This is a genomic window from Mesorhizobium sp. GbtcB19, from assembly GCF_019091085.1.
Classification (GTDB): domain Bacteria; phylum Pseudomonadota; class Alphaproteobacteria; order Rhizobiales; family Rhizobiaceae; genus Mesorhizobium.
Window position 1 is genome coordinate 149010 of sequence record NZ_JAGXJY010000005.1, and the last position, 13987, is coordinate 162996.

Here is a 13987-nt window from a genome sequence, read left to right on the forward strand (position 1 = left end):
TTGCGTCAAAACAAAGAGATAGAGCGGTTCGCCATTTTCGTGAAATGGTGAAGCGCTCTAGAATTTGAGATTGGCGCCGGCCCGCAGCAGCAGCCAGTAGAACAGCCCGGTCGCGCCGCCCGCAAGCAGCATCGCCAGCAGGAAGCCGCCATGCGTATGCGTGAGCGGCAGCCCCTCTGTATTCATGCCGAAAATGCCGACGATCAGCGTGCCCGGCAAAAGCAGCGCGCTCATCACCGCCAGCGCCTTCAGGCTGCGGTTGGATTCGTCCGCCAGCTCCGCCGCGACCTCCTCCTGCAGCAGCCTCGCCCGGTCGTTGACCATGACGACTTCGCGGTCGAGCCTCTTGAGACGCGCCGACAATTTGCCCAATATCTCATGCGCGCCAGCCGACAGCTCCCAGCCAGCGCGGCTCTCATCCTGGAACAACGCCGCCTGCGCCGAGATCGGCCGATGCAGCGAGACGGTGAGCCGGCGCACATCCTTGATCCGCCGCCGCTCGTCGGCCAGGCGCTCCGTGACCAGATGGTCCTCGACATCGTCGAGCTGCTTCGTCGCCAGCGCCAGCCGCCCGCTTGCGCTCTTGCAGAAGCCGAGCACGATCGCCCCGAACAGCTCGAAGGCCGTGGCCAGTTGGAACCCGGCCGAAAGCGCCCTGTTCACCTCTTCCACAGCTGCCAGCGCGTGGCGCCGGCCGGTCACCAGCAACCGGTCCGTCACGGCGAAATGCAGCCTGCCGATCATGGTCGAGCGGCGCCCGATCTCGCCATGCAGATCGGCGGCGATGCCGTGCACGACGCCCTTTTCATGCGCCAGCGCCATGCTGTCCTCATGGCCTTCGAGGATCGCATGCGCCGATTGCGGCAGCGCGCAGGCGTGGCTGATCCAGGAATGCGCGCGCTGGTCGATCAGGTCGACATGCAGCCAGACCCAGCCGTCCTGCGAGGCGATGGCGGCCTCGACGTCCTTGGGGGCGATCGGCTGCGGCTCCTGGCCGGCAGCGCCGCGATAGGCCCAGATCAGGCCGGGAGCATGGTGCCGGCTGTCGTCCCAGGCAAGCAGCGTCAGGTGTGATGCGTCATTCATGGCCGCGACCCGTGCTGAAAGCAAAACGGCGCCGAAACCGGCGCCGTCGATGTTGCCGATCAGGCATGAACCGCCGCTCAGAATACCTGGCGGAAGATCACGAACAGCACGAAGGCCAGCGCGACCGAGCAGGGCAGCGTGAGCACCCAAGCCAGCAGAAGGTTGCGCACGGTCGACCACTGCAGACCGGAACCATTGGCCGCCATAGTGCCGGCGACGCCGGACGACAGCACATGGGTGGTCGAAACCGGCAAACCGAAACGGTCGGCCATGCCAATCGTGATCATGGCGACCAGCTCGGCTGCGGCGCCCTGGCCATAGGTCAGGTGGCTCTTGCCGATCTTCTCGCCGACCGTGACGACGATGCGCTTCCAGCCGACCATGGTGCCGAGACCCAACGCCAGCGCCACGGCAACCTTCACCCACAGCGGGATGAACTTCGTCGCATTGTCGACCGCCTTGTGATAGTCGGTGACGGCCTTCAGGTCGGCGTCCTGCATCGGCAGCAGTTTCTTTTTGTCGATCAGCTTCAGCGCCTCGCCGATCAGATAGATGTCGTTGCGCGCGTTGCTGACCAGGTCGGTCGGCACCTTCTCGACCGTCGCGTAGGGATTGAGCTCGGCCGTGGTGTTGTGGATATAAGTCTGCAACGCAACGGTCGTCTGATCGGTCCATGACTTGCTGCGCACGGCTTCCTGCACGGCCGCCTTTGCGGCATTGGCGTCCGCGACGGTGACGCCGGGCTTGGCGTATTTGGACAAAGCCGTCTCTACGCCGACCGAAGCCGCCTTGTAGGCGTCGAGATAGTTGATGTCGGGCGTACGGTTGAGCGCATAGGCGGTCGGCACGACGCCGATCAGGATCAGCATGATCAGACCCATGCCCTTCTGACCGTCGTTGGAGCCGTGCGCGAAGCTGACGCCGGTGCAGGTGAAGATCAGCAGCGCGCGGATCCACCATGGCGGCGGCGTGTTGCCCTTCGGCGCCTCGTAGAGAGCCTTATTGCGAACCAAGAGCTTCATCGCATAGAGCAGGATGAAGGCGGCGAAGAAGCCGACGATCGGCGACACCAGAAGCGTGATGCCGACATTGGTCGCCTGCCCCCATTCGACGCCGCTGGTGGCACTTCCGGCCGGCGCCATGAACTGGTTGGCGAGGCCGACGCCGATGATCGATCCGACCATCGTGTGCGAGCTCGAAGCCGGCAGGCCGAGGAACCAGGTGCCGAGGTTCCACAGGATGGCGGCGACCAGGAGCGCGAACACCATGGCGAAACCCGAGGACGAGCCGACCTGCAGGATGAGCTCGACCGGCAGCAGCGACAGGATGCCGAAGGCCACGGCGCCGCTCGACGTCAGCACGCCGAGGAAGTTGAAGACGCCCGACCACATGACGGCGAACTCGGCCGGCAGCGAACGCGTGTAGATGACGGTGGCGACCGCGTTGGCGGTGTCGTGGAAGCCGTTGACGAACTCGAAGCCCAGCGCGATCAGAAGCGCGATGCCGAGCAGGATCCACGGAACCGTCTTGGCGATGGCCAGGTCCTGGCTGAGCGCATAGCCGACATAGATGATGCCGACGAGCACCAGCACGCCGAAAGCCGGCAGGAACCATTTGGCGCCGCCCGATTGTTCCAGGGGATGATCCGGTCTCGGGATCCCCGCCTCACTTGATACCACGTCCACCATTGTCCCACTCCATTTGCATTGCAGCAAAGAACCGGAAAGGACGCTATGTCCCTAGGATGAAGCTGGTGTGACGTTCTTAACCGGTTGGTCGCCACCAAACCGTTTGATCACTACCTATCCGGCTATCTTCAGGAGCGAGGCGACCAGCAACGCGCGCTCCTCCTCGGACAGCACGTCGGAATCGAAGAGATTCATGCTGCGCATGCCCTCGATGGCGAGAAAGCAAACCAGCAGCGAGCCGAGGTCGTCCGTCTCCTCCTTCAGCCGCTGGAACAGCTGCCGTTTGAACGCCTTTATCGGGGTCAGGAAATCGGGATCCTCCGCGATCGCCGAGAACATCCAGGAGGCCGAGGGTTTGGGCTGCTCGCAATCGTCGGCCGACAGCTTGATATAGGCCGAAAGCACGCTTTCATGGCCGGCCTCGGCGGCGCGTGCTTCCAACGCCTTCTGGAAGTCGCTGAGATAGCTCTCGACAAGCCCTTGCATCAGCTTGGCCTTGGTCGGAAAATTGTAGAGCAGCCCGCCTTTCGACACGCCGGCGCGGCTGGCGACCGCCTCGAGCGACAGGCTTCCCGGGCCTGCCTCGCGCGCCACGTCGGCAGCGGCGGCAAGGATCTTTTCGCGCGAGTTTGCCCTGCGTGGTCTCATCCCGGCTCCCCTACATTAGCCTAGGCGGAATTGACAAGACCGTCCAGCCGGTACAGTAAGGCGCGCCATTTGAAATCGGGACCTGTCGTCGATATGTGTCCCGGCATCGATTGTTTTGCCGGTTGCCGGTCGAGGGGGACTCTTCGTGAAGCGCTTTATCATCATCACCGTGTTCCTGATCCTGCTCGCTTTGGTGTGCGTCGGCATAGTCGGCTTCAATTTCATGCGCGATGCCGGCATCAAGCAATTCTTTGCCACCATGAAGCCGCCTGCCGCGACGGTCTCGACCGTGACGGTCAAGCCGGCGGAATGGACCCCCGGCATCGAGGCGATCGGCACCGTCAATGCGGTGCGCGGCGTCGACCTCACCGTCGAGACCAGCGGCATCGTCAAGGAGATCCTCTTCCACGCCAACCAGAAGGTTGGCGCCGAGGCCGTGCTCCTGCAACTGGACGACGCGGTCGAGAAAGCCGATCTGGTCGCCCAGAAGGCGCAGGCCGCGTCCGATCAGGCGGCGCTGACCCGCGCCATCGAATTGCAGCGGCGCGGCGTCGGCACCGACGCCACGCTCGACGCAGCGCGCGCCGCCGCGGACGCCTCGGCCGCGCAGGTGAACAAGATGCAGGCGGTGCTCGATCAGAAGCAATTGTCCGCGCCCTTCGGCGGCACGGTCGGTATTCCGAAGATCGACGTCGGCCAGTACCTGACCCCCGGCAACTCGGTGGTGACGATCCAGGATCTGGACACGATGCGGGTCGACTTCACGGTTCCCGAACAGCAGCTGCCGCTGCTCAAGATCGGCCAGACCATGAAGCTTGGCAGCAATTCGACCGACATGTCCTTTGCCGGCTCCATTCGCGGCATCGACCCCAAGATCGATCCGGCAAGCCGGCTGGTTTCGATTCGCGGCGAGGTCGCCAATCCGGAAGGCAAGCTGACCCCCGGCCAGTTCGTGCAGATCCGTGTCGAGCTGCCGCAGGAAAACAATGTCATCTCGGTGCCGCAGACGGCGGTGACGACGAGCCTCTATGGCGATTATGTTTTCGTCGTCGAGCCGGCAAAGCCAGCCGACGCTGGCGCTGCCGCGCCGGCAAAGCCGGACGAGCAGAAGGCCGGCGCCGACAAAGCGGCCGGCGACGCCGCCAAGCCGCAGGCCGATGCTTCCAAGCCCGCCAGCGACGCGACCAAGCCCGCTGACAATGCGATGAAGCCCGCCGACGGCGCCAAGCCGGCCGCCGACGGCGCCAAGCCGGCCGCCGACGGCGCCAAGCCGGCCGCCGACGGCGCCAAGCCGGCCGACGCAGCGCAGCAGCCCGCGCTCACCATCTCGCAGGTGTTCGTGAAGCTCGGCCGCCGCAACAACGGCATAGTCGAGATCGCCGAGGGCCTCAAGGATGGTGACCAGGTCGTCACGGCCGGCCAGAACCGGCTCTTCAACGGCATGTCGGTTGCCGTCGACAACACCATCGATCCCAGCAAATCGGCGAACAAGCAGGTCCAGCAATGAGCTTCTCCGACCTCTTCATTCGCCGGCCGGTGCTCTCGACGGTGCTGGCCTGCATGATCCTGCTTCTGGGATTCCAGGGCATCTTCAACCTGTCGATCCGCCAGTATCCCAAGGTTGACGAGACCGCGATCACCGTCACCACGGCCTATCCGGGCGCCAGCGCCGATCTGATCCAGGGCTTCATATCGGCGCCGATCGCGCGCGCCGTCGCCTCGACCGAGAACATCGACTACGTGACCTCGTCCAGCCGTCCGTCGTCGAGCACGGTAACGGTGCAGATGAAGCTCGGCTCCAACCCGGACGTCGCGCTCGCCGAGGTGCTGTCCAAGGTCCAGGGCGTGCGCGGCACCTTGCCGGATGCCTCCAAGGACCCGGTGATCGTCAAGGGCACCGGCCAGCAGTTCGCGATGATGTATATCTCGATGCAGAATCCGAACATGACGAAGGAGCAGCTCACCGAATATATCGAGCGCGTCATTCGTCCGCGCATCTCGACCGTGGAAGGCGTCGCCGACGTTCAGGTCTTCGGCGCCCAGGAATATTCGATGCGCGTCTGGATCGACCCGATCCGGCTCGCTGCCCGCGGCGCCACGGCCGTGGATGTGCTGACCGCGATCAACAACTCGAACTTCCTGTCGGCGCCCGGCAACACCCAGAACGAGTATGTGGTCTCCTCGATCGCCGTGCATTCGACCTTGCAGACGCCCGAGGCCTTCGCTCAGCTGCCGATCCGCTCGACGGACGGCCAGGTGGTGCGCCTGCGCGATGTCGCGCGCGTCGAACTAGGCGCCGCAAGCACCGACACCAGGGTAAGCTTCAACGGCAAGCCGGGCACCTTCCTCGCCATCTTTCCGACGCCGGCGGCCAACCCGCTGACGACGGCGGCGGCGGTTACCAAGCTCGTGCCGCAGATCCAGGAAACGCTGCCGAAGGGCATGACGATCGAGGTCGTCTACGACGCGACCGGGCAGATCAGCGCCTCGATCGAGGAAGTGTTCAAGACCATCGGCGAGGCGGTCGCCATCGTCATCGTGGTCATCCTCCTGTTCCTCGGTTCGTTCCGCTCGGTCATGATGCCGATCGTGACCATCCCGCTGTCGCTGATCGGCGTCTGTTTCATCCTGTTCGCGGTCGGCTACTCGATCAACCTTCTGTCGCTGCTCGCCATGGTGCTGGCGATCGGCCTCGTCGTCGACGACGCCATCGTGGTGGTGGAAAACATCCACCGCCACATGGAAGAAGACCACATGTCGCCGATGCAGGCGGCCTTCAACGGCATGCGCGAGATCTTCTCGGCCATCGTCGCCATGACCATCACTCTGGCCGCGGTGTTCGCGCCGCTTGCTTTCACCGGCGGCCTGACGGGCGCCCTGTTCCGCGAATTCGCGGTCACGCTGGCCGGTTCCGTGGTGCTGTCCGGCCTGATCGCGGTGACCATCACGCCGATGATGTCGGCGCGCCTCCTCAAGGCCGGCGCGCATGGCCGCTTCCAGCGCATCGTCGATGGCATCTTCAGCCGCGTCGAACATGTCTATGAGCGCGCGGTCACCGCTTCGCTGAGAAACCGGCCGGTAACGCTGATCATCGTCGTGGCGCTTGTTGCGCTTACCGGCTTCATGTTCACCAAGACCTCGACCGAGCTGGCGCCGGAAGAAGATCAGGGCTTCCTGCTCTCGATCGTGACCGCGCCGCGCTACGCGACATCGGACTACACCGAAACCTACGTCAACCAGATGCTCGGCCTGGTAAGGGATATCCCGGAGACCAGGGCGCAGTTCTCGGCCGTCGCCTTCGGCGGCGCGACCAACGGCGCCTTCGTCGGCTTCGCCTTCAAGGACTGGGCCGAGCGCAAGCGCAGTTCGAAGGAGCTTCAGGCCGACATCCAGGGCCGCCTCGCCAAGGTGGCGGGCGTCGAGGCCTTCGTCTTTGCCCCGCCGACGCTGCCCGGTTCCGGGGGCGGCCTGCCGATTTCCATGGTCGTGCGCTCGACCGGCGATCCCTCCGAGGTTTTCGACCAAGCTGAGAAAATCAAGAACAAGGCGCAGGCTTCCGGCCGCTTCATCGTCGTGCAGAACTCGATGGCCTACGATGCCCCGCAGGTGACGGTGACGATCGACCGTGAGCGGGCGGCGGCGCTGAACCTGCCGATCGCCGACATCGGCCGCACATTGACACTGCTCGTCGGCGGCGCCGAGGTGGCGCAGTTCGACCGTGATTCCAACAGCTACGACATCATCCCGCAGGTGCCGCAGGAGTTCCGCGACAATCCCGAGAAGCTCGGCGAGTATTTCGTGCGCAGCGTCGACGGCAAGATGGTACCGCTCTCGGCGGTGGTGAAGATTTCGACCAACGCCTCGCCGGCGGCCATCGAGCAGTTCAACCAGCTGAACTCCTCGACGATCTCGGCCCTGCCGCTGCCCGGCGTGACAACCGGCGACGGCTTGCAGGTGCTGGAGAACCTTGCCAAGGAGACCCTGCCCGACACCTTCTTCATCGACTATTCCGGTCAGTCGCGGCAGGAGAAGGAGCAGGGCAACACCATCCTGATCGCCTTCGCGGCCGCTGTGGTCGTGATCTATCTGGTGCTGGCGGCCCAGTTCGAGAGCTTCCGCGACCCGCTGATCATCATGATGGCCGTGCCGCTGTCGATCTTCGGCGCGATCGTGCCGCTCAACATCGGCCTCGGAACGCTCAACATCTACACTCAGGTCGGCCTGATCACGCTGATCGGCCTCATCACCAAGCACGGCATTCTGCTGGTCGAGTTCGCCAACCAGCAACGCGAGATGCACGGCATGCGCCGGCGCGACGCCATCATCGCTTCGGCCAAGGTGCGCCTGCGGCCGATCCTGATGACGACGGCGGCCATGGCGCTCGGCGTGGTGCCGCTGATCGTCTCCAGCGGCGCCGGCGCCGCCGCGCGCTATTCGATGGGCCTGGTCATCTTCACCGGCATCCTGGTCGGCACCATGTTCACGCTCTTCGTCGTGCCGATGTTCTACACCTTCATCGCCAGCAAGGATCTGCCGCACCTGGCCGAGAAGCCCGATCCGACGCTGATGCCGGCGCTGCCAAGCTGATCGGCATCGCGAGCTGAAAAAACAAAAGAGGCCGGAATTTCCGGCCTCTTTTTTTGGCGGCTGCCTCACGGCTTCGGCGCTGAGCAATTCCAGGAAAAGTTTATAACGGTTTTCCGTCAGGAATTGCGCCCAACAAACTGCGCTGAAGGCGGCAACCTGCCTGCTACTTGATCCGGTTCGTTAACCCAACCCGTTACTTGACGATGACGATGCTGGTGTTGCCGGGGCCGAAGGCCTCGACCAGCTGGTAGAAATCGGCTGCGGCATCGGGGTGCAGCCGCACGCAGCCATGCGAGGCCGGATGGCCGAGGCGGTTGACGGCGTAAGTGGCATGCACCGCGTAACCGCCGCTGAAGAACACCGAATGCGGCATCGGCGCGTTGTCGTATTTCTTCGAATACCACATCTCATGCATGCGGGTCGGCTTGAACGAGCCGGTCGGCGTGATGTGCGCCCTGTCGCCGGTCGACACCTTCCAGGTGTAGGTCGGACGGCCGTCGACCGTCACTTCCATGACCTGCTGCGACAGCGAAACCGTGGCGACGAGCTGATTGGCGTGGGCGGCGTTGCCGGCGCCGAAGAGCAGCGCCGCACCGGTGAGAGCGGCAGCGGTGATGTGGATGAGCTTGGCGGAAATGGCGGTGTGCATGACGATCCCTCTCTCTGTTTTTTGCCGTTGTGTCCGGCTTCAATTTCGATGGGGCACTTATCGGGCTCGTCCGTTTCAGACCTATTTCGCTTGATGCTCGTTTCTGTTTCGAATTCGTTTCCAAAAGTTAACAGCATGCCACCGTGAGCTATTGCGGACCCCTTTCCCGGCGGGAGCGGCCAGCGGTCGCACAATGAGCCAGGAGCGGAAACGAAAGTTCACTTCTGGCATATATGAAAGGCTTGCAACCGTTTTCGAAACCAATCTGCAACAAAGCGAGGCCACGGCGGCATGATGCTGATACAGGCCGACGTCAGATTTGACGCAACGGGAACAGACACCAGCAAACGAAAATGGGCAGGAAATCGAAACTCCGCTCCTGGCTTCTCAGGATCAGTGTCGCGGCGATCGTGATCGGCGGCGCCGGCTCAGTGGCCGGCAACCCGGTGACGAGGTTGGCGGCGATGACGTCCGGCGAGGTTTCGACGCTGCACATGGCTCTGTTCATCGCCACGGTCTGGATCGTTTCCAGCCTGCGCGTCCACCGGCTGAAGGCCCTCTGGCGGGTCGGCCTTCGGCTGATGAGGACACGCGGCCCCTCCGGCTACTTGCTGCCGAGAGGACCGAAGGCCCGCGCCGCAGCGGGGGGCTCCGTCAGCGGCGCGGGCGCTTCGGGAGTTTCCTGAAGCACCACAATTTCGAGCTAGGGATTATCGAGATGAACACGAAATTTGCTGCCTCCGTGCTTTCCGCGCTGCTTTACGCGCAGGGCTTACTCGGCTTTGCCGCGCTGGCCACGGTGCTGCTCAAGGAGCGCGCCCAGACCGAGATAACCGCGAGCGCCGACATCCCTTCCGGCCCATCGGTGATCGTGGTGCGCTGAGCGCCAGGCGTCGGACCCGGATCTGCATCGTTTTGGGGGATCCGATGCGCAATAGCCCTTTTCTCTCCAACTCATTCGTTGCGCGGCGACGGCGGATCGAAACGGTAGCCAGCGCCCCTGATGGTGGTGATGGTCTCCGTGTCGAGCTTGCGGCGCAGCCGCACGATGCGCGAATCGATCGAACGGTCGAAGGCATCGGCATTTTCGGCCGGCGCCGCGGCAATGATGTCGTCGCGCGTCAGCACCTTGCGCGGGCTCGCCAGGAACAATTTGAGCAGCGCGACCTGCCCCGGGGAAAGCTGATCTTCCGTGCCCGAGCGATGCATGACCATGGCCGACCGCAAATCGACGGTGGCGTTCTCCAGCACGATCAGTTCCCCGGCGGCCCTGCCGCGCCTCATCAGCAGGCCGCCGATGCGCGCGGCAAGCTCGCGCACGTTGAGCGGGCTTTCGATCACATCGGCAGCACCCAGCTCGAGCGCCAGCACCTTGTCGACGAGGTCGCGCGGCCGGCAGATCAGGATGAAGTCGGGACCGCCCTCGCCGCCGCCGCCTTGACCGCTGAAGCGCTTGAGCAGTTCGCGGCCCTCGGCCTGGCTGACGTCGTCGCCGACGACCACGACATCGATGCCGCCGGCCGAAAGCAGCGTTTCCGCCTCCCAGGGCTGGCGCGCCTGGCGCACGTCGTGCCCGCGCCGTTCCAGATGGTCGGCGAGATCGCCCGCCACCACTTCGGCGACGGACACAAGCGCAATGACGGATCGTGCGGCCATTTTCTTCACCCCGCCACAGACAACTCGAGATGAGTGCTGGACATCATGTTTATACCCAATCTACTTTCCACTGAAAGCGGGAGCGAGCGCGTCGTGAAGGCACGCATTATCGTCGTCGAGGACGAACCGGATCTGAGGGAGGCCGTGGCCGAGTATCTTGGCGCCAGCGGCTATGACGTCGTCACGGCCGAGAGCGCCGCGGCGGCGCGCGCGCTGTTCGAGGCGCAGTCCTTCCACATTGCCATCCTCGACATCGCCATGCCCGGCGAGGACGGGCTGTCGCTCGGCCGCTGGCTGCGCTCGAAAACACAGATCGGCATCATCTATGCCACCGCCGCCGGCACAGCGCTCGACCGCATCGTCGGGCTGGAACTCGGCGCCGACGATTACATCGTCAAGCCGTACGAATTGCGCGAGGTGCTGGCGCGGGTGCGCAGCGTGCTGCGCCGCGTGCCGCAGCCGGCCGAGCCGCAAGCGGCGAAGGCCGAGACCGGCAACCGCCGCTTCATGAATTTTGGCGGCTTCCAGGCCGATTTTGACGGCCGCCTGGTCACCGGCGCCAATGGCGCGGTCATCGAGATGGCCAAGAGCGAGTTCGACGTGCTCGAGGTTTTCCTCACCCGCGTCAACCGGCTTCTGACGCGGGCGGCTATTTCCGAAGCGATCGGCTTCGTCGAGGATCCGGAATCGTCGCGCGCAGTCGACATCCGCATCATGCGCTTGCGCAAGAAGATCGAGGCCGATCCCGCCAATCCGAAATTCCTGCGCACGGTGCGCGGCGAAGGCTATATCTTCTCGCTGCCGAGCGGCGACAGCAATTGAACCCGCACGCGCGGGCCCAAGAGATGGCCGACCATGACTGCTGATGCAGCACGCACCGATATGCACGGCTCGCGTCCGGGCGGCGCCGCGATGGCGGCCGTCCATGTCGTGCGCCGCCTGCGCGAGGCGGGCGACTGGCAGCGCGAAATGGACGGCATACTGGAGACGATGTGCCGACGCATGGATTGCCAGCGCGGCATCCTCTTCCGCCTGCGCGAACTGCCGGGCGAAGGCTTCGCCCAGTCCGTCGCCGCTTATTGGATCGACCCGGATTTCGGCGGCGAGTTGGCCTCGCCCACGGTGATCATGCAGTCGATCATCAATTCGGACTCGCTCTTGGAGAGGCTGCAGGAAGACGAGCGGCAGGGCAAGATCTTCTCCGGACACACGCGCGACCTCGACGGGTTCCTGCGGACCGATTTCGAGAAGCAGAACATCAAGTCGTTCCTGTCGGTTTCTGTCTTCGCGCATGGCCACCTCTGGGGCACGCTGGCCGTCAACGACTGCGTCGGCGAGCGCGCATGGACGGACGAGGAAGAAGCGACGCTGCACATCATCGCCCTGGCGATCGGCGACGCCATCGAGCGCTCGCCCTCCGAGGCGCATGCCAGCGAGGTGATCCGCCGCACCATGCTGCAGGCTTCACTCGACGCCATCATCGTCATCGACGAGGCGGGCTCGATCATCGAGTTCAATCCGGCGGCCGAGAAGATGTTCGGTTTTCCGCGCAGCGCCATCCTCGGCAAGGACCTGCTCAACACCATCGTCCCGATCTACTACCGCAAGGGCTATGCCTCGGGCGCCGAATACATGGCCGGCCGCGGCGCGCCGATGGTCGGCCAGCGGCTGGAGACGGTCACGCAGAACGCCGCCGGCGAGATCTTTCCGATCGAATTGACGGCAACGGAGATGCGCGTCGCCGACCGCCGCCTGATCTTCGGCTCGATCCGCGACCTGCGCGAAAAACTGCACGCCGAGGAAGAGATCAACCGCCAGCGCGAGAAACTGCACCAGAACGAAAAGATGGCGGCGATGGGCTCGCTGCTCGCCGGCGTCTCGCATGAGCTCAACAACCCGCTGGCGGTGGTGGTGGCGCAGTCGACGCTTCTGCATGAATTCGCCGGCGACCCGCAAACAAAAGTGCGCGCCGAGAAGGTGCGCGCCGCCGCCGAGCGCTGCGGCCGTATCGTCAAGAGCTTCCTGTCGATGGTGCGGCTGCACCCGACCGAGCAGGCCGAGACCGATCTCAACCAGGTGATGCGCTCGGCGCTCGAAGTCACCGCCTATGGCGCGCGCTCCAGCGGCATCATCATCGACACCGATTTCGCCACCGGGCCGCTGCTTGCCATGGCCGACGCCGACCACATCACCCAGGTGGCGGCGAACTTCCTCATCAACAGCCAGCATGCGCTGGTCGGCGTCACCGGCGAGCGCACCATCAAGGTGCGAACCTTCCGCAACGAGCGCGGCAATCCGGGCTTCTCCGTCGAGGACAATGGCCCGGGCATTCCCGAGGCGATCCGCTCGCGCATCTTCGAATCCTATTTCACCACCAAGCCGGTCGGGGTCGGCACCGGCATCGGCCTGTCGATCTCGAAATCGATCGTCGAGCGCCACCACGGCAATATCTGGTTCGAGGAGGTGCAGCCGCATGGCGCCCGCTTCGTCGTGCAATTGCCGGCGATTGCCGGCGGTGCCGCAAGCGCGGGTGAAGGGCCGGCGCGCTCGAGCGGATTGCGCCATGCATTGATTATCGACGACGAGCCCGACGTCGCGGGTTCGCTTTCGGATATACTGGAGCTGATGGGGCTGAAGTCGCGCGTGGTGGCAAGCTGGACATCCGCCGCCGATGTGCTCACCGGCCATATGCCGCCGGACATCGTCTTTTCCGACCTGCGGATGCCGGGCATCAGCGGCATAGCGATCTACCGTGAGCTGCTCGCGCAGCAGCCCGCTCTGGCCAAGCGCTTCGTGCTGGTGACCGGCGACCTTATCGGCGCCAAGGCTGAGATCGAGGCGCTGCCGCCGCAACAGCGGCCGCAGATCCTGGAGAAGCCGTTTTCGACACTCGACGTCCGCGGTATCCTCTCGACCATCGCCGACGCGGCCGCGGCTGCGGCCGACAACGGCGCGCATATCTGAGCCCATATCTCAAAAGAGGCGTAGCCTCGCCTTCATGTCGCGCCGCCCCAGGCTCTGTCGAGATTCAGGTCAGGCTGAGTCGAAAATGGTGGGTTCCGAGAACCGGAGCGGAGCGTGCTTGAAGCACGTGAGCACCGGAAGCGGAGGAACGCGCCATTTGCAGACCAGCCTCACCTGAATATCGACCGAGCCGAAAAAAAGAGGCTCCCGACCGATTTTCGCGGCGGGAGCCTGACTGGAGCGCAGGAGGGCGCGCTCAGGGGAGGACTTAAAAAACGTTCGGCGTGTTGGTGAGCGGCGCGGCGTTGGCGATCATGCGTATCGCGCGCTCCCGGTGCTGGCCGGACTGCTCGGCGATGGCGCGCAGGCAGTCGACGCTCTCGGCGCCCCAATTCTGGCCCTTGCAGGCAAAGTCGATCGAGCGCTCCGGCAGGCGGGCGGTCTTGAGCGTGGTCTGCGCGCCCTCGACGACATTGGCCGGCGGATCGATCGAGGCGAAAGCCGGTCCGGAGGCTGGAGCAACCAGCATGCCGACGAAGGCGCAGGCGCCGATCAGCATGAACATCGCCATCGGATGGTCGCTGGCGCGCTGACGCAGCGCCAGCTTCGGCCGGCGGTCATTACGCTCCGGGCCATTCAACCGTCGGCTGGCATCGGCAATGCGGACTTTCGCGAACATCGGTTTGTTCCCTTCATTATCTTTCTTTTT

General features: G+C 64.4%; 12 protein-coding genes. 6 read left to right on the forward strand and 6 right to left on the reverse strand.

Annotated features, from left to right (window positions below; all coding sequences use genetic code 11):
* Positions 1–57: 57 nt before the first annotated feature.
* The 3 genes from KVT37_RS11640 to KVT37_RS11650 form a co-directional block, all read right to left on the reverse strand.
* A complete protein-coding gene (locus KVT37_RS11640; protein WP_217572877.1) occupies positions 58–1086 on the reverse strand; it encodes a CorA family divalent cation transporter in 1029 nt (342 codons plus the stop codon).
* Between the two features lie 77 nt (positions 1087–1163).
* Positions 1164–2774, reverse strand: a complete 1611-nt coding sequence (locus tag KVT37_RS11645) for an inorganic phosphate transporter (protein WP_217572879.1) — start codon at positions 2772–2774, stop codon at positions 1164–1166.
* A gap of 114 nt (positions 2775–2888) precedes the next feature.
* The gene (locus KVT37_RS11650) at positions 2889–3422 is read right to left on the reverse strand and encodes a TetR/AcrR family transcriptional regulator (protein ID WP_217572881.1); all 534 of its coding nucleotides are present in this window, start codon (positions 3420–3422) and stop codon (positions 2889–2891) included.
* Positions 3423–3567: 145 nt separating this feature from the next.
* Here KVT37_RS11650 and KVT37_RS11655 point away from each other — a divergent pair, with 145 nt between their 5' ends.
* Together KVT37_RS11655 and KVT37_RS11660 are read left to right on the forward strand one after the other, a co-directional pair.
* Positions 3568–4929, forward strand: a complete 1362-nt coding sequence (locus KVT37_RS11655) for an efflux RND transporter periplasmic adaptor subunit (RefSeq protein WP_308642610.1) — start codon at positions 3568–3570, stop codon at positions 4927–4929.
* Positions 4926–8009, forward strand: coding sequence for an efflux RND transporter permease subunit (locus KVT37_RS11660; RefSeq protein WP_217572883.1), 3084 nt, complete (start codon positions 4926–4928; stop codon positions 8007–8009). The genes KVT37_RS11655 and KVT37_RS11660 overlap by 4 nt, the downstream gene beginning before the upstream one ends.
* Positions 8010–8202: 193 nt before the next feature.
* On the opposite strand, the gene KVT37_RS11665 is transcribed toward KVT37_RS11660, so the two are convergent.
* The gene (locus tag KVT37_RS11665; RefSeq protein WP_217572885.1) at positions 8203–8658 is read right to left on the reverse strand and encodes a L,D-transpeptidase; all 456 of its coding nucleotides are present in this window, start codon (positions 8656–8658) and stop codon (positions 8203–8205) included.
* Between the two features lie 353 nt (positions 8659–9011).
* Between KVT37_RS11665 and KVT37_RS11670 the strand changes: the two genes are divergently transcribed.
* Both KVT37_RS11670 and KVT37_RS11675 read left to right on the forward strand, forming a co-directional pair.
* Positions 9012–9344, forward strand: coding sequence for a hypothetical protein (locus KVT37_RS11670; protein WP_217572894.1), 333 nt, complete (start codon positions 9012–9014; stop codon positions 9342–9344).
* Positions 9345–9376: 32 nt separating this feature from the next.
* Positions 9377–9541 carry a hypothetical protein gene (locus KVT37_RS11675; protein WP_217572896.1) on the forward strand — a complete coding sequence of 55 codons (165 nt, stop codon included), beginning with the start codon at positions 9377–9379 and terminating at the stop codon, positions 9539–9541.
* A gap of 71 nt (positions 9542–9612) precedes the next feature.
* On the opposite strand, the gene KVT37_RS11680 is transcribed toward KVT37_RS11675, so the two are convergent.
* The gene (locus KVT37_RS11680) at positions 9613–10314 is read right to left on the reverse strand and encodes a response regulator transcription factor (protein ID WP_217572898.1); all 702 of its coding nucleotides are present in this window, start codon (positions 10312–10314) and stop codon (positions 9613–9615) included.
* A gap of 93 nt (positions 10315–10407) precedes the next feature.
* On the opposite strand from KVT37_RS11680, the gene KVT37_RS11685 reads away from it, so the two are divergent.
* Positions 10408–11136, forward strand: a complete 729-nt coding sequence (locus tag KVT37_RS11685) for a response regulator transcription factor (protein ID WP_308642611.1) — start codon at positions 10408–10410, stop codon at positions 11134–11136.
* Between the two features lie 33 nt (positions 11137–11169).
* Entirely contained in the window at positions 11170–13278 is a 2109-nt protein-coding gene (locus tag KVT37_RS11690) for an ATP-binding protein (protein WP_217572902.1), read from the forward strand.
* Positions 13279–13546: 268 nt separating this feature from the next.
* Here KVT37_RS11690 and KVT37_RS11695 read toward each other — a convergent pair whose 3' ends face one another.
* Positions 13547–13957 carry a hypothetical protein gene (locus KVT37_RS11695; protein ID WP_217572904.1) on the reverse strand — a complete coding sequence of 137 codons (411 nt, stop codon included), beginning with the start codon at positions 13955–13957 and terminating at the stop codon, positions 13547–13549.
* Positions 13958–13987 lie beyond the last annotated feature (30 nt).